The sequence below is a fragment of the Kluyvera genomosp. 2 genome (genome assembly GCF_036759865.1).
Classification (GTDB): Bacteria; Pseudomonadota; Gammaproteobacteria; order Enterobacterales; family Enterobacteriaceae; genus Kluyvera; species Kluyvera ascorbata_B.
In genome coordinates, this window is record NZ_JAPKIA010000020.1 from 40,414 (window position 1) to 64,624 (window position 24,211).

Genomic DNA, 24,211 nt, shown 5'->3' on the forward strand with positions numbered 1-24,211 from the left:
TGCGGCTGTTCACACATCCAGCCATGAGCAATAAGGTAAAGTCAGCAACCTACCAAAATCGTTGGTGGGCTGCGTCAACTTTATTTATTAATACTGGTAAGACATTCAGCTGCCGTAATTCAGGACTACCGATATCTACATCGGCAGATGCCAACTGGCCAATATAGACTGGGGTATCCTGCATTACACTGCCGAGCGTGCGGGCGCTATTCAGCTCTGTTTGATGAACAGCAATTTAGTGAATGGTTATATCTCTCTTTCGGGGTGAGGGTCCTCCCCTCCCCCCCCGAAAGCCTGGGCTTACTCGTCGAAGAACCAGTAGCCCTGGTTAATCAAATCCGTCAGCTCAGCAATAAACGCCGGGTTCGCCAGCGCTTCACCGAAGTGGGATTTATCCAGTTCGGTATAGCGACACAGCGCATCTGCGGCCTGCGGCGCGCAGGTTTCCAGCTTCTCGCTATTAATAAAAACGCTATCGCCGACATTCAGCACCCGCAGACCGTTGAGGCGACGCAGCGTTTCTCCCGCTTCCAGCGCCGTCGCCACCTCTTCTGGCGTATACGCAGGCTCCGCAGGGGCAATATCCAGCTCATGGCGCGGCGTCGTCACAAAACTGCCAAACCACTGTTTAAAATCGTTCGGCTGGCGGATCATATCGATCATCATCGTGCGCAGACGTTCAAGCTCATGGTCTTCCACTTTACCCACGTGTTCACGGCAGGTGAGATCCGGATCGGTGTAGTATTTCTCGCCCAGATCGTTCTCCAGCACGTAGTCGGCAAAGCTGCTGATCAGCTCGCGACCGTTCGGCCCGCGGAAGCCGACGGAGTAGTTCAGCGTGTCTTCGTAGGTATAGCCGTCGTGCGGGAATCCTGGTGGAATATAAAGAATGTCGCCCGGCGCCATTTCTACGTCGATAATGGGGGTAAACGGCTCAACGTGCAGCAGGGCCGGATGCGGGCAGTGCTGTTTTAACGGCAGCGCATCACCCACGCGCCAGCGACGGCGCCCCATCCCCTGAATGATAAACACATCGTACGGGTCGATGTGCGGCCCAACGCCGCCACCCGGTACCGAGAAGGAGATCATCAGGTCGTCCAGCCGCCAGTCCGGCAGCGCGCGGAACGGGCGTACCAGCTCGGCAGAAGGCTCGTGCCAGTGGTTGACCGCCTGCGCCAGCAGCGACCAGTTTTTCTCCCCCAGGTGGTCAAAATCTTCAAACGGGCCGTTACTCGCCTGCCATTTGCCGTCAATATGGCTCACCAGTCGGCTGTCGACTTCCATTTCCATGGCCAGACCGGCCAGCTCGTCAGGCGTAATCGGGTCGACAAAATTCGGGAACGCATTTTTTAACACTACCGGCTGCTTCTGCCAGTATTTTTCCAGAAACTCCGGCCAGTTAAGGTTGAGTTGATAAGCCATATTTTCATACCATCAGTAGAGGGGTAGCCCTGATTATAAAGAGGGCTACCCGGCATCCGCCTTGTGATGAATCAACTGTGGATGCACACATCGCCGATGTCTTTGCGCGCATAGCTCTCGCGGCTTATGCCACCGCCACCCGGTTCCTCCCCTGCTGTTTGGCCCGGTACAACGCCGTATCGCTGCTGCTGATTAGCTCGGCGGCAATATCCGCAATTTGCTGAATGCTGCAGACAAACTGCGGAGAGTCCCAGGTCATGACGCCGAAGCTAATGGTCAGCACCCCGCCAATCGGGCTGGTTTTGTGATCGATGGCCAGCGCCATGACCCGCTCACGCAGCCGCTCGGCCACCGCCTGTGCGCTTTCTCGCGTGGTATTCGGCAACATAATCAGAAACTCTTCACCGCCGTAGCGGCTGACGCAGTCATCGGGCCGCAGACCGCCCTTCAGCGCTTCGGCGACGGCTTGCAGTACCCGGTCTCCGGCCTGATGGCCGTAGGTGTCGTTATAGCGTTTGAAAAAGTCGATATCCGCCATACACAGCGACAGCGTGGTGCCTTCTCGCTGCGCACGGGTGATTTCATCGCTGAGCCGGGCGTCCATATAGCGACGGTTGAACAGGCCGGTCAGATGATCGCGCTCGGCGTATTGCAACAGCGTCTGGTTGGCACGCGCCAGCTGCTGCTCCGCCAGCTTGCGGTCAGTAATATCCATCCACGCCAGAGAGACGCCCACCACGTTGCCATCCGCATCGTTCACCGCCATGGGTTTAATGTAGAAATAGCGGCCCCGGAACAACACCTCTTTACTGGAAATCGCCTCGCCGGCGTCAAGCTGCATAAGATCCTGCTGCAACAGCTGATACCCTTCCGGCATAAATGCGCTGAGATTCGTGCCGATCAGCGCCTCTTCCGGCGCACAGAGCAGCGCCCCCATCGCGCGATTGGCTTTCGTCAGCATGCCGTTACGGTCAACCACGCACAGCGCCAACGGCGTATTCTGATACAGTGATTCGAGCTGCAGCACGCGTTCACCCAGCCGGGAGATGTCGCGATCGATACCGCGATAGCCGGTGAGCTTGCCCTGGTCATCAAACAGCGGCATCCCGCTGGTTTCAATAATCACGATACTGCCATCCGCCCGCTGATTGCGGTTTATCAGGCCTGAGAAGGGCTTTTGTGACGCAAAAATATCGCTTAACGTTGCCGTTAGTCTCTCCCGCTCAACGGGCGCAATGAAATCGAGCGGCGTACGTCCCAGCACCTCTTCAGGCCGATAGCCAAGCAGGCGGGTCACCACCTCGGAGACCCACACATAGCGCCCCTGCGCATCCACTTCCCACACCCAGTCGGTGTTATGATTGAGGAGATCGGCCAGTTTGCCGTCATCCCTCTGATTCTGCTGCACGGACGGCTTCGCCATTGTCATTCACGCTTCTCCCTTGGTGCATTCGGTTGATAAATTGCTCAATAATTAATCATCGCGTCAACCAAAACATAATGACTTGTTATTTAATCGCCCCTAAGACTTTAACGATTCGTGCGCCTGCATTATTTTATAACAAGAATAAAGGAGCCGAGCCTGTGATTTCAATTCAATATTTGTGCCCAAAATGCGCCGGTATCACGGAAATGACTAACATTGATAAAATTAAAAACGCAGAAGATCAACATCCAATGCGTTGCCATCACTGCGATGCCCCATTTAGTAAAGATGCGCTTATCAAATTTGCCCGCCAGAAAGCAGAGGAAATGATCGGTGAAGCATTAATGCAGTTAAAAAATGTATCTATTCATAAAGATAAGTAAAAACCAAAGCGCTTTTACTCTGGTCTATTAATATTAGCCATCATACTCAAGAAATATTTGTATTTTTCTGGTCAGACCGGCATACCCTATTTTTGATAATAAACAGTGTTCTCCTTCACATAATGTAAAAAAAACGGATGGCATTATCTGCCACCCGCCGGGATATATAAGAGTCAAAAATGCTTATGCCAGCGCATCCGCCTCCATCATCACCGGATGAAAACGGCGTTTGAAATAAATAAGCCCGTGCCCTTCTTCTTCGGCCAATGCAATATGTTGAATTTCCACCAGATAAACCAGATGGCTACCGATGGTCTGCACCTGGCGAATTTCTCCTTCCAGGCTCGCCAGCGCGCCCTTCAGCACCGGCTGTGCCAGCGGGCCACGCTGCCAGCCGGCCAGACCAAAGCGTTCGTCCATCGCCATGCCGGTCATACCGGCAAAATGGCGCGCCATGATCTCCTGCTCGTGATTGAGCACGTTAACGCACAGCCTGCCGTTGCCCTGGAATACCGGGTTCATGGCGCTGTTAGCATTAATGCACACCATCACCGACGGCGGCGTGTCCGTGACCGAACAGACGGCGGTGGCGGTGATACCACAGCGACCGGCCTCCCCCTCGGTAGTCACGACGTTAACGGCGGCCGACAGGCTGGCCATGGCATCGCGAAAACGCAGGCGTTGTTCATCTAATTGCATTGTGACCTCCCGCTGCGAATTACTTCAGCAGCTTATCCAGCAGATTAATATCAGCGTTATTGTGCAGGTGTGGCACGGTCCAACCGTTCTGATCGTATTCAGACAGGCAGCGATCGACCATCGCCATCATTTTGTCCATGTTGCCGGAGGTCTGCGCCTGACGCAGACACTGCAGGCGAATCTCATCCTGGCTACCGGAGTAGTTAATTTCATACAGCTCGTGACGGCCACCGAACTCGCTGCCGATGGCGTCCCACATCAATTTGAGGATCTTGATACGTTCAACGTGATCCATACCGTTAGATCCGCGCACGTATTTCGCAAGGTACTGGTCGATCTGAGGATTATTCAGATCCCGCGCGCTCGACGGCAGATAGATCAGGCCGCTGGTGACGTTACGCTCGATAATGTTTTTGATTTTGGCATAGGCCATCGGCGCCATGACGCGGTAGGTTTGCAGCGCCGCGTGATCCGGCAGATACGCGCCGTTGACCCACGGCGTGGCTTCTGAACACATAGAGTCACTCAGCGCCCAGAACATATTGCGCCACGCGACTACCTCACCGAGATCCGCCTGTACGCCGCGGAATTCAGAGGTACCGGTGCACTCCAGCGATTTTTTCAGCAGGCCGGTGATAAAGTCGAGCTTCACCGCCAGACGCACGCACGCTTGCAGCGGGTACATACGGGCGAAACCGCCTTCCATCGTCCAGCGACGACAGCGATCGAAGTCACGGTAAATCAGCACGTTTTCCCACGGGATCAGCACTTTATCCATCACCAGGATCGCGTCGTTTTCATCAAAACGGCTGGAGAGCGGGTAGTCGTAAGGCGAACCGGTCGCCCCGGCAACCAGCTCGTAGGAGGCGCGCGAAATCAGCTTCACCCCTTCGGCATCCATTGGCGCCACGAACATCAGCGCGAAGTCCGGGTTTTCGCCCATCACCTGTGCGGAGCCAAAGCCAATCATGTTGTAGTGGGTCAGCGCGGAGTTGGTCGCCACCACTTTCGCGCCGCTGACGATAATCCCGGCGTCGGTCTCTTTTTCCAGCTTGATGTAAACATCTTTCACTTCGTCAGCCGGCTTATGGCGGTCGATCGGCGGGTTAACGATAGCATGGTTAAAGTACAGGCCAGTTTCCTGAATGCGGGTGTACCAGTTGCGCGCATTCTGCTCAAACTGGCCGTAAAACGCCGGGTTAGCGCCCAGCGCGCTGCCAAAGGCCGCTTTATAGTCCGGGGTGCGGCCCATCCAGCCGTAGCTCAGGCGCGACCACTCGGCAATCGCATCGCGCTGCTGGCGCAGATCGTCGGCGCTTTTTGCCACGCGGAAGAATTTATGGGTGTAACCACCGCTGCCGGTATCGGTGTTCCAGCACAGTTTGTCCTGCATTTCGGGTTTGTGCAGCGCATCGTACAGCTGGGCGACGGATGCCGCCGCATTGCGGAAAGCCGGATGCGTGGTCACGTCTTTGACACGCTCGCCGTAGATGTAGATCTCACGGCCATCCTGCAGGCTCTTCAGGTACTCTTCGCCGGTTAACGGGCGTTTGGCATCTGCACGGAAATCTTCAGGTTTCATAAGGGTACACTCCAGTCTTCGTCGGATTTGTTAAATTTATGTTTTGTTTTTGTGTGTTAATTGAAGCGTCTAAGCACGGATCGGTGAAGAGACTTTTAGGTCAACGGCAGGTACTTTTCAGGCGGGGGTTGGTTCTGTGATCTGGGTAGGGTTTAGTGCTGTTCCCGGCGGCGCTGTAGGTAAAAACCGCACGGTCGGTCCCCTCTCCCCGATGGGGAGAGGGTTAGGGTGAGGGGCAACTACGACACCGGTACTTTCTGCGCGCGAAACGCGCTCGGCGAGCAGCCGACTAACCGATTAAAAAAGCGGGCAAAATAAGCGGGATCTTTAAACCCTAGCTGCCAGGCAATGTTATTCACCGCATTGTCGGAAAACAGCAACAGCCGTTTCGCTTCACGCAGCTGACGGTCAAAAATCAGTCGCTTTGGCGGGCGGTTAGCAAAGCGCCGGCAGATATCGGTCAACCTCGATTCGGTAATATGCAGTTCCGCCGCATAGTCCGGCACGGTCCAGTGCTGATGAAAATGGCCGTCAATCATCAAATTAAACCGCTGGAACAGCTTAAGCTCCCCGCGTATCCCACTGGCTGCATGGTCGTCGAGCGGCGCATTACGCAGCAGCAGAGTAAAAACGGCCTGCGCCAGCAGCGTCAGGGTGTGCTCTCGCCCGGGTAGCTGTGCCAGCGATTCACGCTCAATCAGCCGCCAGTAGTGTTCCAGCGCCGCCAGTTCCTCAGGCTTATCCGCCAGCGACAGGCAGATCCCCGGCAGGCCGAAAGCCTCGCGGGTTCCGGGGTAAAGCACTTCCAGCAGCGGCCAGATCAAGTTTTCATGTACCGTGAGCACGTGGCCATCCGCGTCAGATTCGGTAATAAAAGCGTGCGGCACCGATGGTGGCGTCAGCACAAACAGCGGCGCTTCAACGGAGTAGCGGTGATCGTCCAGCTGAAGCTCAATTTGCCCGGTAAGCAGAAAATGCATCTGAAAATAGCGCTCGTGGCGATGCGCCTGCATATCGCGGCCAAAAAAAGCCGCCATCCGCGCAAAAGACTGATAGTGCACATCATCCGTGCCCAGGCTTTCATCATATTCACTGCTGATATCAATGTTATAAATCAGGTTCTCGCACATTTTCAGCCCCTACGGCGTAGCGCGCGGACGTGACGATTTCATCGGAATCAGCCAGATAATCACCGCCCCCACCACCAACAGCGCGGCAACAAACCACAGGCCGCTGTTAAAGCTGCCGGTGATGTCCTTCAGCCAGCCGATCATAAACGGGCTCAACGCCGAGCCGATATTGCCGGTGGCATTGATCACCGCAATGCCAATCGCGCGGGCGCGCAGGCTGATGGATTGATCCGGCGTGGTCCAGAAGATCGCCATCGCGCTAAACGAGCCGGTCGACGCCATCACGATCCCCAGGAGCTGGATCAGGCTATGATCGGTGGCGGAGGCCAGCAACCAGCCGGCGGCGGCGAACAGAAACGGCAGCGCGGTGTGGTGCTTGCGCTCCTGATGCTTGTCGGAATGACGGCTCCAGTAGATCATGCCGAGAATAGTACAAATTTGCGGCACCGCGGCCAGCAGGCCGATGGTGATATTGCTGCTGCCCTCGTTAAAGCTTTTCAGGATCTGCGGCGTCCAGATGCTGATCGCGCTCAGGGTATTGGTCAGGCAGAAATAAGCCAGGGTATACATCAGCACAATCGGCGTAAACACCTCGCGCCACAGGCTACGCTGCTGCATGGCATGGTGGCTAATGGCCCCCTCCGGCTGCACCAGCGTCAGATGGTCGTTATCCATCATTTGCTGGAGGCATTTTTTATCCTCGTCGGTCAGCCATTTGGCCTTCGCCGGGGAGTCGTCCAGCCAGTACCAGACCATAATGCCCAGCAGCACGGACGGGAATCCTTCCAGCAGGAACAGCCACTGCCAGCCGTGTAAATTCAGCAGGCCGTCCATCGACAGAATATAGCCGGAGACAATCGACCCCAGCGCCGTTGTCACCGGCATCGCAATCATAAACAACGCGTTGGCGCGCGCGCGGAAAAAGGCCGGGAACCAGTAGGTCAGGTAGAGCAGAATGCCCGGCAGAAATCCGGCTTCGGTAATCCCGACCAGCATACGCAGCACGTAGAGGCTTTTTGGCCCGACGGCAAACAGGGTGGCGGTCGACGCCAGTCCCCAAAGCACCATGATGGTAGCAATCCAGCGCCTGGCCCCGACAATGCTCAGCATAATGTTGCTGGGAATGCCGAAAATCACATAGGTCGCGTAAAACAGCGTGGTGGCAAGGCCGAACATGGTCGCGTTCAGGCCGAGATCCGCCCCCATCGTCAGCCCGGCAAAACCAATATTAATCCGGTCTAAAAATGAGAAAATAAACAGCACGAAAAGAAACAGCACCAGACGACGAAACAGCTTGTTGATCACCGTCTGCTGCCCCGCCGTCAGCTGCTTGTGCTGTTCGGCAGGATTATCTTGTTGCGGGATGGCAGGTGATGTATCGCTCATGATCCTTTCCTCTGATGGGAATTTGCGTAGGGTAAAGCCGGTTTTGCCCGGGGCGCTTTGCTTGCCGGGCCTACGGGTAGGCCGGATAGGCGCAGCGCCCTCCGGCAGGGGTTAATACACGCCGGACGAACCCAGCGAGGTTTTCTCCGCCCCAAAGCGCGCCGCTAGCGCCTCCGCGCCGCGCGCCAGCAGGGTCGTATCGACGCCGACGGCGACAAACAGCGCGCCCAGCTCCAGATAGCGTTTCGCCAGCGTTTCATTGGCCATCAGAATGCCCGGCGCTTTGCCCGCCGCGCGGATCTGCACAATGGCTTTCTCGATGGCTTCCTGCACTTGCGGATGCTGCGGGTTTCCGGCAAAGCCCATATCGGCACTGAGATCCGCCGGGCCGATAAACACGCCGTCCACGCCGTCAACGTCGAGGATTTGCGCCAGATTGCTCATCGCCTCGCGGGTTTCGATTTGCACCAGCACGCACATGGCGTCATTGGCCTGCCGGAGATAGTCCGGAATACGGTTCCAACGCGACGCCCGCGCCAGCGCGCTGCCAACGCCGCGAATCCCCTGTGGCGGGTAACGCGTTGCGGCTACGGCGGCGCGCGCTTCTTCAGCGTTTTGCACCATCGGCACCAGCAGATTTTGCGTACCCACATCCAGCAGTTGTTTTATCTGCACCGCATCGTTCCACGACGGGCGCACCACCGGCTGACTGGGATAGGGTGCAATCGCCTGCAGCTGCGTCAGCACCGTCTGCACATTGTTCGGCGCATGTTCGCCGTCAATCAGCAGCCAGTCAAAACCGGCCCCCGCCAGCAGTTCAGCGCTATAGCTGCTCGACAAACCCAGCCACAGGCCGATCTGCGGGCGGCCAGCCTTCAGCGCCTCTTTAAAACTGTTTTTCATCATCGTCTCTGTCCTTATACAAACCGGCAGGTGATCGCACCCATGTTGCCGTAGTCGACGTGGAAGGTGTCGCCCTTACGCGCCGGCACCGGGCGGGTGAACGATCCGCCCAGAATGATTTGCCCCGCTTCCAGCTGGACGTCGTACGGCGCCAGCTTATTTGCCAGCCACGCCACGCCGTTGGCCGGGTGGTTCAGTACGCCCGCCGCCACGCCGGTTTCTTCTATCACACCGTTGCGATACAGCAGCGCGGAGATCCAGCGCAGGTCCAGTTCATCTGGCTTAATCGGGCGGCCGCCGAGGATCACACCCGCGTTAGCCGCGTTATCGGAGATGGTGTCGAACACCTTACGCGGGCGCTGGGTTTCCGGATCGACGTTGTGGCAGCGCGCGTCAATCAGCTCCAGCGCCGGGATCACGTAGTCGGTGGCGTTATACACATCAAACAGCGTGCAGTTTGGTCCGCGCAGCGGTTTGGCCAGCACGAACGCCAGTTCCACTTCAATGCGCGGCACGATAAAACGGTCGGTCGGAATATCGCTGCCGTCGTGGAAGAACATGTCGTCAAGCAGCGCGCCGTAGTCCGGTTCGCTAATCTGCGAGCTGGCCTGCATCGCTTTTGAGGTCAGGCCGATTTTGTGGCCTTTTAGCGTCCTGCCTTCGGCAATCTTCATCGCGACCCATTCGCGCTGGACGGCATAGGCATCTTCAAGGGTGATGTCCGGGTAATCCAGCGAGACGGCACGGATCTGCTCACGCTGTTTTTCGGCCTGATTGAGGCGCTGGGCAATCAGGGTATGAGTGTGTTTATCGAGCATAGTGATTCCTGTGGCTGTGTTTTCTCCCTCTCCCAAAGGGGCGAGGGGACTGACCGTGCCAATGTTTTATTTAAACAACGCGTGCACGTTGTTCTGTTTGTAATTGAGCGTTGGGTGCAGTTCGTCTATCTCAAACGACAGCGCCAGATAGCGGCTGTCCATCAACGCGGCGAAGTGGGTTTTAATCAGCCCGAACAGCATCTCCCCCACTTCCTGGCGGCTCTCCAGACTGCGGCCGGCGCCGATTTTCAGCGTCATATGCACAAACGCGTAATCCTGCTTGCCGTCAGCCATCTGCCAGGTATCCAGCCACAGCGCGCGGCTGCGGATGCCGCCGAGCGGGAAAATCCCGGTCGCGGCCAGCGTCTCGTTAACCTTGCTAAACAGACCCGGTAAGTCGGCCTGTTCGCGGATGTTGTCGGTGCATTCAGCAATAAAGTGCGGCATGGTTACTCCTCAGGCTGGCAGCGGGAAGACGGCGTTGACCTGGCCGGTACCGGAACTGGCAAACAGATCGGTAATAAACTCCACCTTACCGTCATATTGATCCCAGCCCAGCATTCCCAGCAGCATCACGGTGTCGTGCATGTTGCCTTCGCCGTAGCAGTAGTCGGCATACTCCGGCAGCATGGTGCAAAACGCTTTGAAGTTGCCCTCGCGCCACAGCTTGACCACGCGCTCGTCCATCTGATGGTCGAACTCGCGGGTGTAGCTGTTCATCCCCTCTTCCGCGCGCTGGTCGTCGATAAAGCGGTGCGACAGTGAACCGCTGGCAAATACCGCCACGGTGCCCTCGTATTTGTCGATGGCCTTTAAAATGGCCTCACCCAAACGGCGGCTGTCGGCAAAATCGTGCACGGTACAAAACGCGGAGATCGACACCACCTTGAAGTGCTTGTCCGCGTTCATGTAACGCATCGGCACCAGCGTGCCGTACTCCAGCTTCAGGCTGGGAATGTTGTGCGCTTTGGCACGCACGCCCAGCGCAACGGCTTCGTCGGCGATCAGGCGGCCCAGCTCAGGGTTGCCGTCATAGTCGTAGGTCATGTCACGGATAAAGTGCGGCAGCTCGTTGCTGGTATAAACACCCTTAAAATGATCCGCGCAGTTAATGTGGTAGGCACTGTTCACCAGCCAATGGGTATCAAACACGATAATCGTATCGACGCCCATTTCACGACAGCGCTTGCCAATCTCTTTGTGCCCGTCAATCGCCGCCTGGCGGCAGCCAAAATTTTTCCCCGGAATTTCTGAGAGATACATAGACGGTACGTGGGTAATTTTTGCTGCTAACGCTAACTTGCCCATATCACACTCCCCATTTCGGAATCGGGTGGTCGCCCATCGAGATGCAGACGTTTTTCATCTCGGCGAACACTTCAAAGCTGTACTCACCGCCTTCACGCCCGGTGCCAGAAGCCTTCACGCCGCCGAACGGCTGGCGCAGATCGCGCACGTTCTGGGTGTTAACGAACACCATTCCCGCCTCAATGCCACGCGCCAGACGCAGTACTTTGCTGACATCCTGGGTCCAGATATACGAGGCCAGGCCGTACTCTATGTCGTTGGCCAGACGCAGCCCTTCCGCTTCGTCTTTGAACGGCAGCAGGCAGGCTACCGGGCCGAAGATCTCTTCCTGCGCTACGCGCATGCGGTTATCGACGTCCGCCAGCACCGTTGGGCGCAGGAAGTTGCCGTGCTTAAGATGCGCAGGCAGGTCGGTCGGTTTTTCCGGGCCACCGGCCAGCAGGGTCGCGCCCTCTTCGATGCCGAGGCGGATATAGCCGGAGACTTTTTCCCAGTGTGCCTTGCTAATCAGCGCGCCGACCTGAGTATTCGGGTCGGTCGGGTCGCCGACGCGCAGACGGTTGGCGCGCTCGGCAAAGCGTTTAACGAATTCGGGGTAGATGCTCTGCTGGATAAAGATGCGTGACCCCGCGGTGCAGCGTTCGCCGTTGATCGAAAAGATAGTGAACAGCGCGGCGTCCAGCGCCCGTTCAATATCGGCATCTTCAAAAATCAGCACCGGCGATTTACCGCCCAGCTCCATCGAGTATTTCTTCAGCCCGGCGTTTTTCATGATGTTGCGCCCGGTGGCGGTGCCGCCGGTAAACGACACCGCACGCACATCGTGATGGCGCACCAGCGCATCGCCTGCGGTTGCCCCGTAGCCCTGCACCACGTTCAGCACGCCCGGCGGAATACCCGCCTCCAGCGCCAGCTCGCCCAGACGTTCAGCCGTGAGCGGCGACAGCTCAGACATTTTCAGCACCGCGGTATTGCCCAGCGCCAGGCACGGTGCCACCTTCCAGGTGGCGGTCATAAACGGCACATTCCACGGCGACACCAGCGCGCACACGCCCACCGGTTGTACCAGCGTGTAGTTGAGCATCTTGTCGTCGACCGGGTAGGTTTTACCGTTCATCTGCTGGCACACTTCGGCAAAGAACTCAAAGTTGTGCGACGCGCGCGGGATCAGCACATTTTTGGTCTGGTGAATCGGTAGACCGGTATCGGCGGTTTCCATCGCCGCAATTTCCGGTACGTTCTGGTCGATCAGATCTCCCAGGCGACGCATCAGACGCGCGCGCTCTTTCATCGGCAGGTTAGCCCATTTCGGAAACGCCTCTTTTGCTGCCGCCACCGCCTGATTGATCTCCGACTCGCCGCCGGAAGCGACCTCAGCCAGTACCTCACCGGTAGCCGGATTGGTGGTCTGGAAAGTCTCCTTGCTGGCAACATTCTTGCCGTTAATCCAATGGTTAATCTTTTTCATTTTGCAGATTCCTCGCTGACAATTCGGTTTACCAGTCGACCCACACCCTCAACTTCCACCACCACTTCGTCGCCTGGCACCACGTCGGACAGCCCTTTCGGCGTGCCGGTGGCGATCATGTCGCCCGGCTGCAGGGTCATAAATTCGCTGAGATAAGAGACCAGGAACGGCACGCTGAAGATCAGATCCGCCGTGGTGCCCTGCTGACGCAGTTCACCGTTAACGTAAGTGCGCAGCGTTAAGTTATGCGGATCAGGAATGGCCGCTTTCGGCACCACATTGGGCGAAATGGGCGTCAGACCGTCGCGGCTTTTCACCCGCAGGTTCGGGCGATAGTAGTTTTCCAGATAGTCGCGCACAGCATAGTCGTTACACACGGTGTAGCCGGCGACGTAGTCCATCGCATCGGCCTCGGCTACCTTGCGCGCCGTTTTGCCGATCACCACCACCAGCTCCGACTCGTAGTGCATATATTCCACGTTGTTCGGACGTACTGAGGTTTGGTTATCACCGGTCACGGTGTTAGGCGCTTTGATAAATACCAGCGGCTCTTCCGGCGGCTTAAAGTCCAGCTCGCTGGCGTGGTCGGCGTAGTTCAGCCCCAGCGCGAACAGCGTGCCGTGCTCGTGGGGGCGCGTTACCGGCCTGGCCACCGCATCTTCAACCACCGGGTTTTCCAGCGGTGGGAAGCCCTCCGCCAGCACGCGTACGCGGTCGCCCGGACGCAGCGCCACGCGGTGGTGCGGAGTTCCCAACAGAATGGCATCGCCAGGGTTGAGCGTGGCAAATTCGCTCAGGGCGCTCAGCAGTTCGGCGGCGCTGCGCTGGAGATCGGCGGTGTGCCACTGGTCGGCGTGCCGGCCGTTAATTTCGGTCACGATGGTCAGGTTATCAACGCTGTCGACATTCACCACCTCGCCCAGCGGGCAGAAGCCGTCGCGGCATTTGGCCTTAATTGCCGGGCGATAGAAGCTCTCCTCTGGCAGACTGACTTCGTTGGCCAGCGCATAACCCGCGATGAACTGCGCCGCGTCGTCAACTGACACTTTACTGGCGACTTTACCCACCACCAGCGCCACCGTCGCGCCGCTTAACACCGTCTCGCCGGCCGGAAAAGGAATCGGCTCACCGCTACAGGTGACGGTATTGTGCGGCTTAATAAACCAGACTGCCGTTTTCGGCGGTGCGTTATAGGGGGCCTGCTCAAAGGCTTCGCGCCAGGCATCCAGCTGGCTACGGTGGTTGAGCGCCACGGCGAAAACGGTACCTTTCATTTACAGCTCCTTAGCGACAGTGCTTATTTCATTAATATGTTAATGATCTGTTTTATGCCTCCTCTGTTCATTTAGCAAACACAAGTGATTTTTTTGTGATGACATTAACAATAATTTTACAAAATAAAAATATAAACCTTATATAACAGTGCATTACAAAAACACCATTGATCTAACCGCGGCTTTCAGAGAAAATGCGCTGCTGATAAAAGCAACATCGCTTTATTGTTCATATATTAATGATGAGGTGTGCGAGGAGGCATAATGCACGATTCTTTAACCATCGCCCTGATGCAGGCGCGCGAGGTCGCAATGGGTTACTTCCGCCCGATTGTGAAGCAGCACGGCCTGACGGAGCAGCAGTGGCGAATTGTCCGCGTGCTGGTCGATAACCCCTCGATGGATTTTCACGATCTGGCCGCTGCGACCTGCATTTTACGCCCGAGCCTGACCGGTATTTTGACCCGCATGGAGCGTGATGGTCTGGTTCTGCGCTTGAAGCCGGTTAACGATCAGCGCAAGCTATACGTCTCGTTAACCAAAGAAGGGTATGCGCTGTATGAACGCGCGCAGGCAAAGGTGGAAGAGGCCTACCTGCAAATTGAGCAGACGTTTACCCCCGAGAAAATGAAACAGTTGACGGCGCTGCTGCACGATTTTATCGCGCTCGATAAATAACCTATTCTCTGCCTGTTTTTACAGCCATTCAGGCAGACATTCCCGCCTCGAGGGCGCATGTCCGTGCGCTCACCTTCATGACACTTAAGTGGTACACCATCTTAATAATTTTGAATTAGATCACAAAAAATTATGAAACATGGGTTTAGTATTCGAAAAAAATGTGACACGGATTCACTCTATTTCATAAAAGGACCGCAGTTTGCCGCCGCAGCACCACCCGGCAGCACGATTGATCTTCTCTCTGTATGACCGCCGTTGCGCCTGTTACGCAGGCCACTTCCATTCTAAGAATTAGAGGAAAGTTTTATGCGCACTACTGGTCATACGCGCTGGTTTATGGTGGCTCTTGTCACCCTTGGCACCATTTTATGCTACTTAACCCGCAACACGATTTCGGCCGCCGCGCCCACGTTGCAGGACAATCTGCACATCACCACCCAACAGTACTCATGGATTGTGGCGACCTTTTCCGCCTGCTACACCATTGCTCAACCGGTTGCTGGCTATGTCCTTGATACGCTTGGCACCAAAGTGGGCTACACCCTGTTCGGCGCGATGTGGGGTATTTTCTGCATCGGCGCGGCTTTCACCAGCAGCTGGCAGGGTCTGGCCCTGTGTCGTGGTCTGGGCGGTTTTGCCGAAAGCGCGATGATCCCCGCCGGGCTGAAATCCGTCACCGAATGGTTTCCGGACGACGAACGTTCCGTCGCCGTCGGCTATTTCAACGTCGGCTCCTCAATGGGGGCGATCATTGCGCCGCCGATGGTCGCATGGGCTATTTATATTCACAGCTGGCGTCTGGCCTTTATCATCGTCGGTATTGCCAGCGTGATTTGGGCGCTGGGGTGGTATCTGGTGTATAACCGCCCGGGCCAATGTAAAAGCCTGAGCAAAGAAGAGTACAACTACATCACCGCCGGTCAGCCGGAGAAAAAAACGGTAGATAAAGTGCATATCGGCCAGCTGCTACGCCAGCGCAAATTCTGGGGTATTGCGCTTCCCCGCTTTCTTGCCGAGCCGGCATGGGGGACCTTCAACGCATGGATCCCGTTGTTTATGGTGCACACCTACGGTTTTGATCTGAAGGATATCGCCATGTTCGCGTGGATCCCCATGCTGTTCGCCGACATGGGCTGCGTCATTGGTGGCTACTTACCGGGGATTTTCCAGCGCGCCTTCGGGGTCAATATTGTGGTGTCGCGTAAGCTGGTGGTGACGATGGGGGCGGCGCTGATGATTCTGCCGGGAATGGTCGGACTGTTCAGTAGCCCGTTCGTTGCGATTGCGCTACTGTGCGTCGGCGGTTTTGCCCACCAGTCGCTTTCCGGCGCGCTGATCACCCTTTCAGCCGATCTGTTCGACGCCAACGAAGTGGCGACGGCCAACGGCTTCACCGGGATGGCCGCCTGGACCGCGAGCACGCTGTTCGCGCTGGTCGTCGGCGCGCTGGCCGATACTCTGGGCTTTAGCCCGCTGTTTGCGGTGCTGGCGGCCTTTGACGTCATTGGCGCCGTCATTCTGTGGGCGCTGCTGAAATCGCCGCAGCCGCAGCAAGAAGTAAGCCCGGCCTGCTAAGCCGGGCCCGCGGTTACGGCATCAGCAAACTTTTTTTGACCTTCACGACCGCTTTTTTCAGCTCGCGGCGGTGGTCAGTGAGTATCCCCGGCTTATGCGGCTCGCCGGGGAGAAACACGGCGAACATACCGGCACGTAACGTTACCGACTGCGGGTTATCAATGGCGTCGCACAGCTGATAATCCTCGTCCGTATGCCACACATCACATTCCCTTGCGCTGTCGGCCACGCCAAAATCAATGCGCTCCTCCCCCACCAGCAGGATTTGTATATCGATAAATTCCGCGTGCAGCTCGGCCCGTTTCTCCGCCGCTGGCTGGGTCATAAACTGCATAACGTTCATATAAATATCGTCTCCCTGCAAAGGGTAACGGCCCGGCTCACGCTGCTGTGGCTGCGCCTGTAAAGCCAGCGTCAGAGCCGTGTGTAGAGCGGAGGGTAGCCCGGCGCAATCCGGGTAACGGCTATCGCCAATAATCATTATGCTTCCTCTTCTGCCAACAGCGCGGCGCCAAGCAGGCCCGCATCATGCCGGTGATGTGCGGCCACCACGGCCGTGTGAAAGGGGGACGGTTCCTGCGCCAGAAAGCCGGTCACCAGGGATAAGTAACCCTCCGCCAGGCCGACGCTGCCACCCAGCACCACACATTGGCAGTCATAGCTGGCTTTCAGGTCAGCAATCAGACGGGCCAGGGTTCGTGCCGAGCCCGTAATCAGGCGCGTTGCCTGCGGGTGCCCGCTCAGATGCTGCGCATAAATCGCCCGCGCATCCAGGCCAAGCAGGTCATCCTCGGCCTGAGCGGCAATGCCACGACCGGAAGCTATCGCCTCAACGCAACCGCGTCGGCCACAACCACACAGCGGCCCGTGCGGGTCCGCCAGCGTATGCCCAATATGCCCGGCGAGCCCCTGATGGCCGGTTATCAGCTTACCGTTGCCGATAATGCCGCCGCCGACGCCGGTTGACACCGTGATAAACGCCATATCACGAACGGTAACCGGCAGCGCGCGATACTCGGCCCACGCCGCCGCCTGCGCATCGTTCACCGCCAGACACGGTAGCCCGGTTAGCGCGGTGAGGGTATCCACCAGCGGAAACTGCGCCAGCCCCCCCAGATTATCCGGGTTAAGCGCCGTTAACAGTCCGCTGCGAATAATGCCCGTAGAAGCCACCGCCACGCGCTGCGCACGACCGATAAGCGGCATAATCAGCGCATGCAGCGCCTCGCGCAGCGCGGTAGGCGTCTGGCTAGCGGGCGTCGGCAGTTCTCGGCGTGCAAGCACCTGCCGTTGAGCATTAATCAGCCCTGCAGCAAGTTTGGTGCCGCCGATATCAATCGCCAGCATCGTCATACGCGCTCTCCGGTTATCGCCTCGCGATACCACTGGCAGATATGCTCAAGGCGGGTAATGGCCGACCCTACGGTGACAGCCCAGGCACCGTGCTGCATCGCCTGAGCGGCCTGCGCTGGCGAGTTGTATCGCCCTTCGGCTATCACCCGGAAGCCTTTGTGGCTCAGTGTCGCCACCAGCGCCAGATCCGGCGCCTGCGGCACCTCGTCGGTGGTATAGCCCGATAGCGTCGTTCCCAGAATATCCGCGCCCAGTTCATGGCAGGCCGCGGCGTCCTGGATCGACGAACAGTCCGCCATGGCCAGACGCTGATGGTGATGAATGCGGGCAATCAGCTCCGCTACCGCCACCGGGCGCGGGCGCTCGGTGCCGTCGAAAGCGATAATGTCGGCACCGGTCTGCGCTAGCGCATCGACATCCTCAAGGTAGGGCGTGATACGCACCGCGGAATCGGCAAGATCGCGCTTGATAATGCCAATAATGGGGACGTCGATGAGCGGCCGCGTGGCCAGTAGGTTATTGATCCCTTCAATGCGCACCGCCACGGCTCCCGCCTGCACCGCCGCCAGCGCCATGGCGGCAACGATTTCCGGTTTATCTAACGGGCTACCGGGCACCGGCTGGCAGGAGACGATCAGTCCACCGTGCTGTTGAATGTTTGCATCCAGATTTTCTAACAACGACATAAGTACATCCTTAACTTCATTGTGCGCCCGGCGCGTCCGGGCGCCTTTAATTAATGCTTACCGCACGCCGGAACCGATTTCTCTGCATGCCGCGTCAACGCGCCGCTGAACGGCTTGCCGTCGATAGCATCATGGGTGCGCAGCGCTTCCGGACGGATCCAGCGCTGTACGCGGGAGGGCATATCCAGGCCGATGAGCAGAATCACGACAAACGTCAGGCCGAAGGAGAGCGAACCCAGCGCACTGCCCAGGCTCAGATGCTGCGCAACCAGTGCACCGATGACCGGTGCCGCCGCGCCGCCCAGCGCCCCCACGTTGTAGGTAAAGCCCAGACCTGCCGCTCGCTGGTCTGTATCGAAATACCCGCCGATAAGCTTCGGCAGAATCCCGGCAATCCCCTGCCCCAGCATCTGCTGGAAGAACAGCAGGATCCCCAGCCCCCAGATGCTGGAGCCGCCGATGGCAAATACGGGAATAATCAGTAACTGAGACGCCAGCAGGCTGCACACATAGGCTTTACGTGTCCCCAGCCAGTCGCCGAGGAAACCGCCGACGATGCAGCCCACCGCCGCGCCGAAGCCGCTGAAGAACAGCACCTGCGCAACGGTCGCCGGGTTGTAGCCAAGTTCGCTTTTCAGATAGGTTGGCAGCAGCGCCTGAATAGGCCACGAATAGAGGAAGGCGAACAGCACGACCACCATCAGCATGACGCCCGTTGGCCAACGCTTGCCGCTGCTTTGCACCATAAAGCTGATAAAGATCGCCGCACACAGCAGCGCCAGCAGCAGGATAATGGCCGGGTTATGCAGGTTTCCGGCAAAGCAGAACCACAGCGCCGCAGCGGCCAGGCAGGTCATCAGCACATTCAGCGCCCGCAGCCTGCCGCGATACAGAATATCGACCATGGTACGCACCGGAGTCTTATTGGCCTTGCGTTCTTTCCAGTCCTGCGTTTCAGGAATATTTTTACGCAACCACAGGGCGAAAATGATGGGCAGAATGCCGATGAAAAACAGCGCACGCCAGCCCCACACGGGGACAATCAGGCTGTAGACCTGCGCGGCGACAACCGCCCCTACTGAGAAGCCGGAGATCAGGAAACCGCTGGCCTTATTGCGCAGCTGTTTTGGCCAGCTTTCAATCACGTAGGTCGCACTGGAGCCGTACTCGCCCGCCATCCCCATGCCGATCACCATACGGGCGATAAACATGGAGGTGTAGCCCGGCGCCAACCCGCAGGCCAGCGTCCCCACCGAGAAGAGAATGATGCTGGTCACCATCGCCAGGCGTCGGCCATAGCGATCGCCCATCGCCCCTAACAGCAGGCCGCCGAACCAGCGAGAAATAAAGGCGGCGGAAATAATACTCGCCGCCTGGACGGTAGTGAGCTGAAACTCACTTTGAACCTCGGTTAACACCAGGGCAATTAAGACAAAGTCAAAACCATCAAGCAAATAGCCAAGCCATGCGGCTGAAAAAGCCCGCCACTGGGATTTATTAAGGTGTTTGTACCATGGAATGGCCTTTGTAATTCCACTCATGTTGCTCTCCTGTGATGAGCAAATTCCACTACCTATGTGCCTAAGGAGAGGGCGTCTCGCCCCCAAATGAAGTAAAACTCCATTTAATTTATTTACAAGAAGCAAAGCACCACAAGAAGCCTGCATGAAATCTGTGAACAACGTCATAGAGGTAAGCGTCAGGAAGTTTAAAAAAGGGATCTGAGTCACAGCATTAGCCCACACGGCCAGCCGCACGCGCAAAATGGCGGCAATTACGCGGTTTTTACGCCGATTTTCTTGCCTGACCGCAGACGCTGCCCCATCATGAACATCCACCGTCAGCGCGAAGAGCAGGAAGCAATGGAGAGTCCGAATTCACCGGTTAAGGCCGGAAAAATACTTGATACTCTGGGAGCCATGCAGAGCAGTCTGACCCGCGTCGGGCAGCGCATTGCCCACTACATCATGACCTCCCCACACCGAGTGACGCAGCTTTCTATCGCCGATCTTTCGCAGGAAATTAACGCCGGAGAAGCCTCGGTCATTCGCTTTTGTCGCCAGCTGGGCTACAAGGGTTTTCAGAATTTCAAAATGGAGCTCGCCATTGAGCTGGCGATGGTCGATAGCGACGACAGCAGCACGCTGCTGGACGCTGAAGTGGTGGAAAATGACGATGCCCATACGATTGGCCTGAAGCTACAGGGCGTCATCGCCAACGTGCTCTCTGAGACGCTCAACCTGCTGGACATGCACCAGGTTGAACAGGTCGTCGACGCACTGTACGCCTGTAACAGCGCCTATATCTTCGGCGTGGGTGCCTCGGGCATCACCGCTGAAGAAATGAAGCACAAGCTGATGCGCATTGGTCTGCGGGTAGACGCCCTGACCAATAATCACTTTATGTATATGCAGGCCTCCCTGCTTAAGCCAGGCGATGTGGCGGTCGGCATCAGCCATTCCGGCCATTCACCGGAAACCACCCACGCGCTGCATCTGGCGAAAGAAGCGGGCGCCACCACCGTTGCTCTCACCCACAATCTCGGCTCACCGTTAAGTAAAGTGGCTGATTTTACTCTGATTAATGGTAATCGACAGGGGCGATTGCAGGGCGACTCGATAGGGACAAAGACCGCACAGCTGTTTGTGCTGGATCTGATCTACACCCTGCTGGTGCAGAAAGATCCGGAACAGGCTAAAGCCAACAAACTGCGCACCATGGATGCGTTAACGGTTCCCCGTCAGGCTTGATTTAGTGCTATCGATCACACTCTGATACTCTCGCTTTTCGTCGTGGGTATCATTTCATCGCAAATTGGAGTTATGCTTCATTTAACTTTTAGTTAAGAAGAAAAACACCAATTGAGGTTTACATGGAAAAGCTAACAGGTCTTATCGCCGCACCGCATACCCCTTTCGACGCCCACGGTGAAGTGAACTATCCGGTCATCGACCAGATTGCCGAGCATCTTATTGGCCAGGGCGTAAAGGGCGTGTACGTGCTTGGCACCACCGGTGAGGGCATTCATTGTTCCGTTGCGGAGCGTAAACAAATTGCCGAACGTTGGGTGGCAGCCAGCCACGGTAAGCTAAGCATTACGTTGCATACCGGGGCGCTGAGCATCGCCGACTCCCTTGAGCTGAGCCGCCACGCCGAGACGTTAGATATTTTCGCGACTTCAGTCATTGGCCCATGTTTCTTCAAACCGTCCAGCGTCGACGATTTAGTCGAGTACTGCCGGCTCAACGCCGCCGCTGCGCCGTCAAAAGGCTTCTACTACTATCACTCGGGGATGTCGGGTCTGAACCTGGATATGGAGCAGTTCCTGATCGCGGCGGCAGATAAAATCCCGAACCTGTCCGGTATGAAGTTTAACTCCAGCGACATGTATGAATTTCAGCGCTGCCTGCGCGTCAACAACGGCCAGTTTGATATTCCCTTCGGCGTGGATGAGTTTTTACCGGCCGGGCTGGCCTGCGGCGCGATCGGCGCGGTTGGCAGCACCTACAACTACGCCGCGCCGCTGTATCACCGCCTGATCGACAGCTTTAATCAGGGCAACCACCAGGACGTCGCGGCCTGCATGGACAAAGTGATCGCCATTATTCGTGTACTGGTGCAGTACGGCGGCGTGGCGGCCGGCAAGCTGGCTATGCAGCTGCACGGCATTGATGTTGGCGACCCGCGTCGTCCGCTGCGCCCTATGACGGCGGAGCAGAAACAGGACGCACTGGCGAAATTCCGCGCGGCTGAGTTTATCTGAATGTGAGAGGGCGGCACGCACACCCTCGCCCCGGCCCTCTTCCTGAAAGGGAGAGGGGACATTTGAGTACCACAGTCTCCACCCGCACATTCAGTCCCCTCTCCCCTGCGGGGTGAGGGGGATACACTCCACCCCACATCCCTCCCCCAAATCCTGAAACCGGTTTTATTCCTGTACAAATCCAAGGCAGATCACACTTCTCCACATCCCACTTTGCATCACGCCAACTGTTTCTATAAAAGAAACACCAACAGCAATGATATGACGTCTCGTACCTTTAACACCCTCAAACCATGAGAACACCTCTATGTCAGAACAACCGATAACAGGATCTGCCGCCCGCTCGACCGGACGAGTACGCTTCTTTGTACTAGGCCTGGTGTTTATTAATATAATTATCAATTACATGGATAGAACAAACCTGTCCGTTGCGGCAACCCAAATGTCCGGCGAGCTGCAGTTTACCCCGCTGCAAATGGGGCTGATTTTCTCTGCATTTGGCTGGATCTATGCCGCTTTACAGATCCCCGGCGGCTTTCTGATTGACCGACTCGGTTCGCGTCTGGTGTACGGCGTGGGGCTGTTTATCTGGTCGTTGATTACCGCGCTGCATGCCATCGCCAACAGCTTTGGCTCGCTGGTTGGCCTGCGTTTAGGCGTGGGGGCCTTTGAAGCACCGGTGATGCCGTCAAACAACCGCGTGATCTCAAGCTGGTTCCCGGAGCAGGAGCGCGCAACGGCAATCGGTATCTACTCGTCCGCGCAGTTTGTCGGCATGGCGCTGATGACGCCGGTACTTTTCCACGTTCAGGATCTGTTCGGCTGGCGCGGGCTGTTCTTGATTACCGGCGTGGTGGGGATGATTTGGGGCGTGCTGTGGTACTGCGTATATCGCGATCCGCTGGATCACAAAACCGTATCGAAAGCCGAGCTGGATCATCTGCGTAAAGGCGGCGCGGTGATGGAGAGCCGCGAGAATGCCGCTAAACGCCCGTTCAGCTGGCAGGATCTGGGGCTGATGTTCAAAAGCCGCAAGCTGATTGGCATCTACTTCGGTCAGTTCACGATTTCAGCCACCTTCTGGTTCTTCCTGACCTGGTTCCCGACCTATCTGGTGCAGTACCGCCATATGGATTTTATTAAGTCCGGCTACGTCGCCTCTGTCCCTTACCTTGCCGCTTTCGTCGGCGTATTGCTGGCCGGGTTTGTATCGGACCGCCTGATTCGTCGCGGCGTCTCCACCAGCTTTGCGCGTAAAGCGCCGGTGATCCTCGGCATGGCGCTGACGCTGTTTATCCTTGGCGCCAACTACACCGATGACCCGACGCTTATCATCCTGTTTATGTCCATCGCCTTCTTCGGCAACGGCCTGGCAACGATTACCTGGGTATTTGTGACCGCACTGGCACCGCGTCATCTGATTGGTCTGGCGGGCGGGGTGTTCAACTTTACCGGCGCGCTCTCTTCCATCGTCGTGCCAATCGCCATCGGCGCGCTGATCGACGGCCACAACTTCGCGCCAGCGCTCGGCTTCATCGCCGTACTGGCCTGTCTGGGGATCGGCTCTTATCTGTTCGTGGTCGGCAAGATTGACCTCGACGGCGACAAAACTATGCCGTCAACCGGTCGCAAAGCGTAATGAGCTCGGCCAGCCGCGCGGCGGTCTGCTCCGGGGTGGCGTGATACATGCCGGCAAAGGCCAGCGCCGCCTTATGTGAGCCGAACTGAATCGGCTGCGCGAGGGAGAGTTCGCCGTCCTCGTGTGGCCAGACCACATGGCCCAGCTGGCGCTGCTGTTGAAGAAACGGCGCGATGCGCGTCATCTCTTCGGCGCTGAAGCGCTGAGCCAGTACCTCGTCCTCTTCGGCGGCGAGCAGCGCAATCCCGATGACCGACTGACAGGCCGGCATCATGTGAAAACCCGCCAGCGCCTGGCTGATATGGCTCCCCGGGCGTGAGTGGAAAATATAGATAACCTGGTCCTCCCACAGGACGCCCATCGCCACCACGATATCTTTCGGGGCGTAGGTTTCCAGCAGCGGGAGGGCCTTTGAGAACAACGTTGAACCACGGATCGCCTGGGCGGCCAGCGCGTGAATGCCGGGGCCCGGCAGGTAGCGGCGCTGCGCGTCCTGGGTGGTCAGGCCAATGGCCGCCATGGTCATCAGCAGACGGTTCACGCGGGTGGGGTTGATCCCCATCAGCCGCGCCAGTTCGCGACAACCGATAGCCCGATCGCTGGAAACCAGATATTGCAGGCAGCGAATGCCGTCGATAAGGCTTTGATTAGGTTGAGACGACATAGCGGGATCCCGTTTTTTTAAAGACTATTATTTTATCGCCAGAAAGGCAGG

Annotated in this window: 23 protein-coding genes and 1 pseudogene; 7 read left to right on the forward strand and 17 right to left on the reverse strand. The window is 57.2% G+C overall.

Going from position 1 to position 24,211, the window contains the following annotated elements; translation table 11 throughout:
- Positions 1 to 23 precede the first annotated feature (23 nt).
- A pseudogene (locus V6942_RS19685) lies at positions 24 to 249 on the forward strand (hypothetical protein); the annotation flags it as partial.
- A gap of 51 nt (positions 250 to 300) precedes the next feature.
- On the opposite strand, the gene V6942_RS19690 reads toward V6942_RS19685, so the two are convergent.
- Positions 301 to 1,422 (reverse strand): cupin domain-containing protein, encoded by a 1,122-nt coding sequence (locus V6942_RS19690; protein WP_106928125.1) that lies wholly within the window; start codon positions 1,420 to 1,422, stop codon positions 301 to 303.
- A gap of 124 nt (positions 1,423 to 1,546) precedes the next feature.
- On the reverse strand, positions 1,547 to 2,851 hold the full coding sequence (locus V6942_RS19695) for a sensor domain-containing diguanylate cyclase (protein WP_223878944.1): 1,305 nt from the start codon (positions 2,849 to 2,851) through the stop codon (positions 1,547 to 1,549).
- 71 nt (positions 2,852 to 2,922) lie between these two features.
- Here V6942_RS19695 and V6942_RS19700 point away from each other — a divergent pair, with 71 nt between their 5' ends.
- On the forward strand, positions 2,923 to 3,231 hold the full coding sequence (locus V6942_RS19700; protein WP_146145723.1) for an ECs_2282 family putative zinc-binding protein: 309 nt from the start codon (positions 2,923 to 2,925) through the stop codon (positions 3,229 to 3,231).
- Positions 3,232 to 3,414: 183 nt separating this feature from the next.
- Here the strand turns inward: V6942_RS19700 and V6942_RS19705 are convergent, their stop codons facing one another.
- The 10 genes from V6942_RS19705 to hpaG form a co-directional block, all read right to left on the reverse strand.
- Positions 3,415 to 3,930: a 4-hydroxyphenylacetate 3-monooxygenase reductase subunit gene (locus tag V6942_RS19705; RefSeq protein ID WP_106928129.1), complete on the reverse strand. Its 516-nt coding sequence runs from the start codon at positions 3,928 to 3,930 to the stop codon at positions 3,415 to 3,417.
- Between the two features lie 19 nt (positions 3,931 to 3,949).
- Positions 3,950 to 5,512, reverse strand: a complete 1,563-nt coding sequence (gene hpaB / locus V6942_RS19710) for a 4-hydroxyphenylacetate 3-monooxygenase, oxygenase component (protein WP_182934663.1) — start codon at positions 5,510 to 5,512, stop codon at positions 3,950 to 3,952.
- Between the two features lie 239 nt (positions 5,513 to 5,751).
- On the reverse strand, positions 5,752 to 6,642 hold the full coding sequence (gene hpaA / locus V6942_RS19715; protein WP_106928133.1) for a 4-hydroxyphenylacetate catabolism regulatory protein HpaA: 891 nt from the start codon (positions 6,640 to 6,642) through the stop codon (positions 5,752 to 5,754).
- Between the two features lie 9 nt (positions 6,643 to 6,651).
- Positions 6,652 to 8,028 (reverse strand): 4-hydroxyphenylacetate permease, encoded by a 1,377-nt coding sequence (hpaX, locus tag V6942_RS19720; protein WP_182934662.1) that lies wholly within the window; start codon positions 8,026 to 8,028, stop codon positions 6,652 to 6,654.
- A gap of 111 nt (positions 8,029 to 8,139) precedes the next feature.
- The gene (gene hpaI, locus V6942_RS19725; protein ID WP_106928203.1) at positions 8,140 to 8,931 is read right to left on the reverse strand and encodes a 4-hydroxy-2-oxoheptanedioate aldolase; all 792 of its coding nucleotides are present in this window, start codon (positions 8,929 to 8,931) and stop codon (positions 8,140 to 8,142) included.
- A gap of 14 nt (positions 8,932 to 8,945) precedes the next feature.
- Positions 8,946 to 9,749 carry a 2-oxo-hept-4-ene-1,7-dioate hydratase gene (gene hpaH, locus V6942_RS19730; RefSeq protein ID WP_106928137.1) on the reverse strand — a complete coding sequence of 268 codons (804 nt, stop codon included), beginning with the start codon at positions 9,747 to 9,749 and terminating at the stop codon, positions 8,946 to 8,948.
- 66 nt (positions 9,750 to 9,815) lie between these two features.
- On the reverse strand, positions 9,816 to 10,196 hold the full coding sequence (locus V6942_RS19735) for a 5-carboxymethyl-2-hydroxymuconate Delta-isomerase (RefSeq protein WP_106928139.1): 381 nt from the start codon (positions 10,194 to 10,196) through the stop codon (positions 9,816 to 9,818).
- Positions 10,197 to 10,205: 9 nt separating this feature from the next.
- A complete protein-coding gene (gene hpaD / locus V6942_RS19740) occupies positions 10,206 to 11,057 on the reverse strand; it encodes a 3,4-dihydroxyphenylacetate 2,3-dioxygenase (RefSeq protein ID WP_182934661.1) in 852 nt (283 codons plus the stop codon).
- A gap of 1 nt (position 11,058) precedes the next feature.
- Positions 11,059 to 12,525, reverse strand: a complete 1,467-nt coding sequence (gene hpaE, locus V6942_RS19745) for a 5-carboxymethyl-2-hydroxymuconate semialdehyde dehydrogenase (RefSeq protein WP_333501700.1) — start codon at positions 12,523 to 12,525, stop codon at positions 11,059 to 11,061.
- A complete protein-coding gene (gene hpaG, locus V6942_RS19750; protein ID WP_333501701.1) occupies positions 12,522 to 13,799 on the reverse strand; it encodes a 4-hydroxyphenylacetate degradation bifunctional isomerase/decarboxylase in 1,278 nt (425 codons plus the stop codon). Before hpaG ends, hpaE begins: the two co-directional genes overlap by 4 nt.
- A 264-nt stretch (positions 13,800 to 14,063) precedes the next feature.
- Here hpaG and hpaR point away from each other — a divergent pair, with 264 nt between their 5' ends.
- Together hpaR and V6942_RS19760 are read left to right on the forward strand one after the other, a co-directional pair.
- Positions 14,064 to 14,477: a homoprotocatechuate degradation operon regulator HpaR gene (gene hpaR / locus V6942_RS19755; protein ID WP_106928147.1), complete on the forward strand. Its 414-nt coding sequence runs from the start codon at positions 14,064 to 14,066 to the stop codon at positions 14,475 to 14,477.
- 309 nt (positions 14,478 to 14,786) lie between these two features.
- On the forward strand, positions 14,787 to 16,055 hold the full coding sequence (locus V6942_RS19760) for an MFS transporter (protein WP_333501702.1): 1,269 nt from the start codon (positions 14,787 to 14,789) through the stop codon (positions 16,053 to 16,055).
- A gap of 13 nt (positions 16,056 to 16,068) precedes the next feature.
- On the opposite strand, the gene nanQ is transcribed toward V6942_RS19760, so the two are convergent.
- The 4 genes from nanQ to V6942_RS19780 are packed head-to-tail and all read right to left on the reverse strand — an operon-like array spanning position 16,069 to position 19,635.
- Positions 16,069 to 16,536, reverse strand: coding sequence for an N-acetylneuraminate anomerase (gene nanQ / locus V6942_RS19765; protein ID WP_106928151.1), 468 nt, complete (start codon positions 16,534 to 16,536; stop codon positions 16,069 to 16,071).
- Positions 16,536 to 17,408: an N-acetylmannosamine kinase gene (nanK, locus tag V6942_RS19770; RefSeq protein ID WP_333501703.1), complete on the reverse strand. Its 873-nt coding sequence runs from the start codon at positions 17,406 to 17,408 to the stop codon at positions 16,536 to 16,538. Before nanK ends, nanQ begins: the two co-directional genes overlap by 1 nt.
- Positions 17,405 to 18,094, reverse strand: coding sequence for an N-acetylmannosamine-6-phosphate 2-epimerase (locus tag V6942_RS19775; protein ID WP_333501704.1), 690 nt, complete (start codon positions 18,092 to 18,094; stop codon positions 17,405 to 17,407). The genes nanK and V6942_RS19775 overlap by 4 nt, the downstream gene beginning before the upstream one ends.
- 50 nt (positions 18,095 to 18,144) lie before the next feature.
- Positions 18,145 to 19,635, reverse strand: coding sequence for an MFS transporter (locus V6942_RS19780; RefSeq protein WP_182934657.1), 1,491 nt, complete (start codon positions 19,633 to 19,635; stop codon positions 18,145 to 18,147).
- 321 nt (positions 19,636 to 19,956) lie between these two features.
- Here V6942_RS19780 and V6942_RS19785 point away from each other — a divergent pair, with 321 nt between their 5' ends.
- The 3 genes from V6942_RS19785 (at position 19,957) to V6942_RS19795 (ending at position 23,496) form a co-directional block, all read left to right on the forward strand.
- Positions 19,957 to 20,844, forward strand: coding sequence for a MurR/RpiR family transcriptional regulator (locus V6942_RS19785; RefSeq protein ID WP_106928205.1), 888 nt, complete (start codon positions 19,957 to 19,959; stop codon positions 20,842 to 20,844).
- Positions 20,845 to 20,966: 122 nt separating this feature from the next.
- The gene (locus tag V6942_RS19790; RefSeq protein ID WP_333501705.1) at positions 20,967 to 21,857 is read left to right on the forward strand and encodes a dihydrodipicolinate synthase family protein; all 891 of its coding nucleotides are present in this window, start codon (positions 20,967 to 20,969) and stop codon (positions 21,855 to 21,857) included.
- A gap of 307 nt (positions 21,858 to 22,164) precedes the next feature.
- Entirely contained in the window at positions 22,165 to 23,496 is a 1,332-nt protein-coding gene (locus V6942_RS19795; protein WP_106928161.1) for an MFS transporter, read from the forward strand.
- Here V6942_RS19795 and V6942_RS19800 read toward each other — a convergent pair.
- On the reverse strand, positions 23,468 to 24,160 hold the full coding sequence (locus tag V6942_RS19800) for a transcriptional regulator (RefSeq protein WP_106928163.1): 693 nt from the start codon (positions 24,158 to 24,160) through the stop codon (positions 23,468 to 23,470). The genes V6942_RS19795 and V6942_RS19800 overlap by 29 nt on opposite strands.
- Positions 24,161 to 24,211 lie beyond the last annotated feature (51 nt).

What these genes read in the sequence shown, in the direction of transcription:
- hpaG (WP_333501701.1), bottom strand. Translation starts at nt 13,799, where the DNA reads ATGAAAGGTACCGTTTTCGCCGTGGCGCTCAACCACCGTAGCCAGCTG.
- V6942_RS19735 (WP_106928139.1), bottom strand. Translation starts at nt 10,196, where the DNA reads ATGCCGCACTTTATTGCTGAATGCACCGACAACATCCGCGAACAGGCC.
- V6942_RS19775 (WP_333501704.1), bottom strand. Translation starts at nt 18,094, where the DNA reads ATGTCGTTGTTAGAAAATCTGGATGCAAACATTCAACAGCACGGTGGA.
- V6942_RS19760 (WP_333501702.1), top strand. Translation starts at nt 14,787, where the DNA reads ATGCGCACTACTGGTCATACGCGCTGGTTTATGGTGGCTCTTGTCACC.
- hpaD (WP_182934661.1), bottom strand. Translation starts at nt 11,057, where the DNA reads ATGGGCAAGTTAGCGTTAGCAGCAAAAATTACCCACGTACCGTCTATG.
- hpaI (WP_106928203.1), bottom strand. Translation starts at nt 8,931, where the DNA reads ATGAAAAACAGTTTTAAAGAGGCGCTGAAGGCTGGCCGCCCGCAGATC.
- V6942_RS19780 (WP_182934657.1), bottom strand. Translation starts at nt 19,635, where the DNA reads ATGAGTGGAATTACAAAGGCCATTCCATGGTACAAACACCTTAATAAA.
- hpaE (WP_333501700.1), bottom strand. Translation starts at nt 12,525, where the DNA reads ATGAAAAAGATTAACCATTGGATTAACGGCAAGAATGTTGCCAGCAAG.
- V6942_RS19690 (WP_106928125.1), bottom strand. Translation starts at nt 1,422, where the DNA reads ATGGCTTATCAACTCAACCTTAACTGGCCGGAGTTTCTGGAAAAATAC.
- V6942_RS19700 (WP_146145723.1), top strand. Translation starts at nt 2,923, where the DNA reads ATGACTTGTTATTTAATCGCCCCTAAGACTTTAACGATTCGTGCGCCT.
- hpaB (WP_182934663.1), bottom strand. Translation starts at nt 5,512, where the DNA reads ATGAAACCTGAAGATTTCCGTGCAGATGCCAAACGCCCGTTAACCGGC.
- hpaR (WP_106928147.1), top strand. Translation starts at nt 14,064, where the DNA reads ATGCACGATTCTTTAACCATCGCCCTGATGCAGGCGCGCGAGGTCGCA.
- hpaX (WP_182934662.1), bottom strand. Translation starts at nt 8,028, where the DNA reads ATGAGCGATACATCACCTGCCATCCCGCAACAAGATAATCCTGCCGAA.
- nanQ (WP_106928151.1), bottom strand. Translation starts at nt 16,536, where the DNA reads ATGATTATTGGCGATAGCCGTTACCCGGATTGCGCCGGGCTACCCTCC.
- V6942_RS19800 (WP_106928163.1), bottom strand. Translation starts at nt 24,160, where the DNA reads ATGTCGTCTCAACCTAATCAAAGCCTTATCGACGGCATTCGCTGCCTG.
- nanK (WP_333501703.1), bottom strand. Translation starts at nt 17,408, where the DNA reads ATGACGATGCTGGCGATTGATATCGGCGGCACCAAACTTGCTGCAGGG.
- V6942_RS19785 (WP_106928205.1), top strand. Translation starts at nt 19,957, where the DNA reads ATGGAGAGTCCGAATTCACCGGTTAAGGCCGGAAAAATACTTGATACT.
- V6942_RS19705 (WP_106928129.1), bottom strand. Translation starts at nt 3,930, where the DNA reads ATGCAATTAGATGAACAACGCCTGCGTTTTCGCGATGCCATGGCCAGC.
- hpaA (WP_106928133.1), bottom strand. Translation starts at nt 6,642, where the DNA reads ATGTGCGAGAACCTGATTTATAACATTGATATCAGCAGTGAATATGAT.
- V6942_RS19695 (WP_223878944.1), bottom strand. Translation starts at nt 2,851, where the DNA reads ATGACAATGGCGAAGCCGTCCGTGCAGCAGAATCAGAGGGATGACGGC.
- hpaH (WP_106928137.1), bottom strand. Translation starts at nt 9,749, where the DNA reads ATGCTCGATAAACACACTCATACCCTGATTGCCCAGCGCCTCAATCAG.
- V6942_RS19790 (WP_333501705.1), top strand. Translation starts at nt 20,967, where the DNA reads ATGGAAAAGCTAACAGGTCTTATCGCCGCACCGCATACCCCTTTCGAC.
- V6942_RS19795 (WP_106928161.1), top strand. Translation starts at nt 22,165, where the DNA reads ATGTCAGAACAACCGATAACAGGATCTGCCGCCCGCTCGACCGGACGA.